General features: G+C 64.5%; 6 protein-coding genes. 1 reads left to right on the forward strand and 5 read right to left on the reverse strand.

The annotated features are described in order from the left end of the window. Positions 1–150 precede the first annotated feature (150 nt). Entirely contained in the window at positions 151–687 is a 537-nt protein-coding gene (locus tag ACNJ7E_RS04660; protein ID WP_418339265.1) for a hypothetical protein, read from the forward strand. Between the two features lie 87 nt (positions 688–774). Here ACNJ7E_RS04660 and ACNJ7E_RS04665 read toward each other — a convergent pair whose 3' ends face one another. The 5 genes from ACNJ7E_RS04665 to ACNJ7E_RS04685 form a co-directional block, all read right to left on the reverse strand. Continuing rightward, positions 775–1,104 (reverse strand): beta/alpha barrel domain-containing protein, encoded by a 330-nt coding sequence (locus ACNJ7E_RS04665; protein ID WP_418339266.1) that lies wholly within the window; start codon positions 1,102–1,104, stop codon positions 775–777. Next, positions 1,104–1,367 carry a hypothetical protein gene (locus ACNJ7E_RS04670; protein WP_418339267.1) on the reverse strand — a complete coding sequence of 88 codons (264 nt, stop codon included), beginning with the start codon at positions 1,365–1,367 and terminating at the stop codon, positions 1,104–1,106. Before ACNJ7E_RS04670 ends, ACNJ7E_RS04665 begins: the two co-directional genes overlap by 1 nt. 101 nt (positions 1,368–1,468) lie before the next feature. Continuing rightward, positions 1,469–1,738: a hypothetical protein gene (locus tag ACNJ7E_RS04675; protein ID WP_378593656.1), complete on the reverse strand. Its 270-nt coding sequence runs from the start codon at positions 1,736–1,738 to the stop codon at positions 1,469–1,471. Between the two features lie 122 nt (positions 1,739–1,860). Beyond that, positions 1,861–2,037 carry a hypothetical protein gene (locus ACNJ7E_RS04680; protein WP_418339268.1) on the reverse strand — a complete coding sequence of 59 codons (177 nt, stop codon included), beginning with the start codon at positions 2,035–2,037 and terminating at the stop codon, positions 1,861–1,863. 260 nt (positions 2,038–2,297) lie between these two features. Continuing rightward, positions 2,298–2,414: a DUF7463 family protein gene (locus tag ACNJ7E_RS04685; protein WP_418339269.1), complete on the reverse strand. Its 117-nt coding sequence runs from the start codon at positions 2,412–2,414 to the stop codon at positions 2,298–2,300. Positions 2,415–2,447: the final 33 nt, after the last annotated feature.

The following is a 2,447-nucleotide window of genomic DNA, read 5'->3' on the forward strand; positions in this document are numbered from 1 at the left end:
CTGGCGCGACTACTGTCCGGCTGAGCGACACGCCCGAGCGCGTGCGGGGGTCCTTGGAGAAACCGTCACCTAGCGGATTCACTGTCTTCGCGCCAAGCACCGCGCAACTGTCCGACTGAGAAGCTCGTAACAAGAGTGAACAGGAGTGAAATGCCCGAGCAGTCGTGGATCACTGCCCAAGATCTGTACGACCAGGGATATACGGTCGATGGAGCACGTCAGCTCTTCGGGGAGCCAAAGACAAGCCCCGACGGAACCCTCGGTTGGGAAGATGACTGGATCGACCGCGCAGAAGGAAGAGCCCTCATCCCTGTACTGCCCTTCCTTATCGAACGTCTGCGCGGACATTCCGAGGTGGGAGAGGCTGCTGGCGAGCTGGTCAGGCTCTACGAGGAGCTCAATCGTCGAGTAGGAAATGATGGTGCACCCGATCCGCTCCATCATCATGAAATCTCCGAAGATGAGCTGGTAGAGCTAGGCAATGACCGCGACGCCCTCAATGCGATCTACGGGTCGCCGCACCGTTGGACACAAGAGCCTGTGGTCGAGGGCAATCCGGTTCCGTTCATTTCGCAGGAACGAAGCCGGTTCGGAGATGGCGCGCGATTGGTCGGAAGGCGGAATCTCCGGTGGTGGCTCAAGAGTGCAGTCGGCGAAGTGGCGAACAAGCAGACCGGGAACGCCTGACTAGAGAGCTTCCCTGTGCCAATAGCCGGGCCCGGATGGCGGTCGATGGGGACATGTCATCTCCCCAGGTGAATGAGCCAATCCGGCTTACCAGTCCGATGCGCTGGACGTGATCTCGCGGGCGCGGTGGGACCAGTCCGGGTCGCTTACCAGAGCGGTGATGGCAGTAGCCATCTGCTCGGTGTTGCCGTCGATGCCGAGCCGGCGGAGCGTGCGGGCGATGCGTGTGGGGTGGGCCGGCCACCGGCCGCCGGTGGTTTCGACCAGGGCGGCGAGGACGGTAGCTGCCTCGGTGTCGCTGAGTTCCACCGGCTCACCGGTCATGCCACGTAATCCCCGGCTGCCGGTGGTCAGCCAATGCTCGCTTGCCGCTCGGCGCACCGAGGCCCGGTACCAGGGATTACGCAGCGATCGCATCAACGCTCCTTCGCGTTCAGTGGGCGTCCTGGAACGGTGTCGCTCTCGGTGGCTGGCGTGGTGGCGGCCAGTGGTAGCAGGTCCTCAGCGCGATGCAGTCGCGACGCCAGCGGCGGAGGGTTGTCCGCGGGGTTCATCCCCGTTCGTGAGAGGCGTGTGAGTTCGTTGACGCGGGCGGAGAGGGCGTCGGTGACCGCGGTGCACCACGGTTCGTCGATGACACGGTTGGCGGGAATCGGGGCGTTGCGCTCGTTGGGGGACATCTCTGCTCCTTGGGTAGTTGCACGGGTGGTCGTGGTCGACGAGCTATGCAGGTGCGGAGAGTTCGGCCACCCGTTGCAGTCTCATCTCCGAATCACAGCGGCTACCAGACTTCGCCGATCAGTAAGACCGTGACCAGGGCGTGGTCTTCACGGTTCACGGTTGCCGTCGAGCTCCCGAGAAGGCTCTTGAGCAGTCCCGGGTCTTGGTGGACCTGATCGGTGAGGATGGTTGTGGTGTGCGAGGTGTTGACCGGGTGCGCATCGGCACCGAGTTCCTGGTGCATCGTCGACACCGCGGCGTCGAGCGCGTTCGTCAGGGCTTCCGGGATTGTTGTGGCCGTGGCCCACCCCCAGAAGGCGGCGCGTTTCATCGGTCGGTGTCCATCGACTCGCCGCTGCAGAACAGACCGTTCACTGTTTTCCTCTCGTGAGACTGCGGGTGGTCAGGGCGGTAACCCGCGGCTGTCGGGGTGCAGGGGTCCCCACTGGAAAGTCATGCACCCGCACACCCGCGGGCAGCGTACCCAGCGTCACTGACCATTTCGAGAACGTCGTCGTGCAGTGCACCGATGCTCAGTCCGGCGGTGAGCGCCTGCGGGGCGAGGGAGTAAGTACGCGACTGCGGGTCGTAGACCGCTGGTGTGAGGTACCAACTGGTGCCGTTGGGCATCCCGAACAGGCCCTCGAAGTACTTGCTGTGACTGGCACCGGTGTCCAGGTCGACGGTGGTGTCGTCGGTAGCGCAGCGGACCGAGACCAGCGCGAACAGGTGTGCACCGGTATCCGGTTCGGCCAGATCCTCGAACGGGGGTGATCGTGGCTCCTCGGTCGGGGTGGTGCCGGGAGGTATGCAGGTGGCCGCCGACCTGAACTTCTCGGCCGTCGATCAGGGCGCGGCAGTCGCGGCGAGGGGTGCGTGTGCCGTTGCGGTCAGGCATCGGTGGCCTCCTCGAGAAGTTGATCGATCCGGGCTGTCTTGCGGCCGCGGCGGTGTGCGCGGGCGAGGTTGTTGTACACGCGGGCGCCGAGTCGTACCTGGCCGAGCATCCGGAAGATTCGCCAGTCGGCCAGATAGCCGGC

The organism is Rhodococcus mengyinensis, from assembly GCF_048381435.1.
Lineage (GTDB): Bacteria > Actinomycetota > Actinomycetes > Mycobacteriales > Mycobacteriaceae > Rhodococcus_F > Rhodococcus_F opacus_D.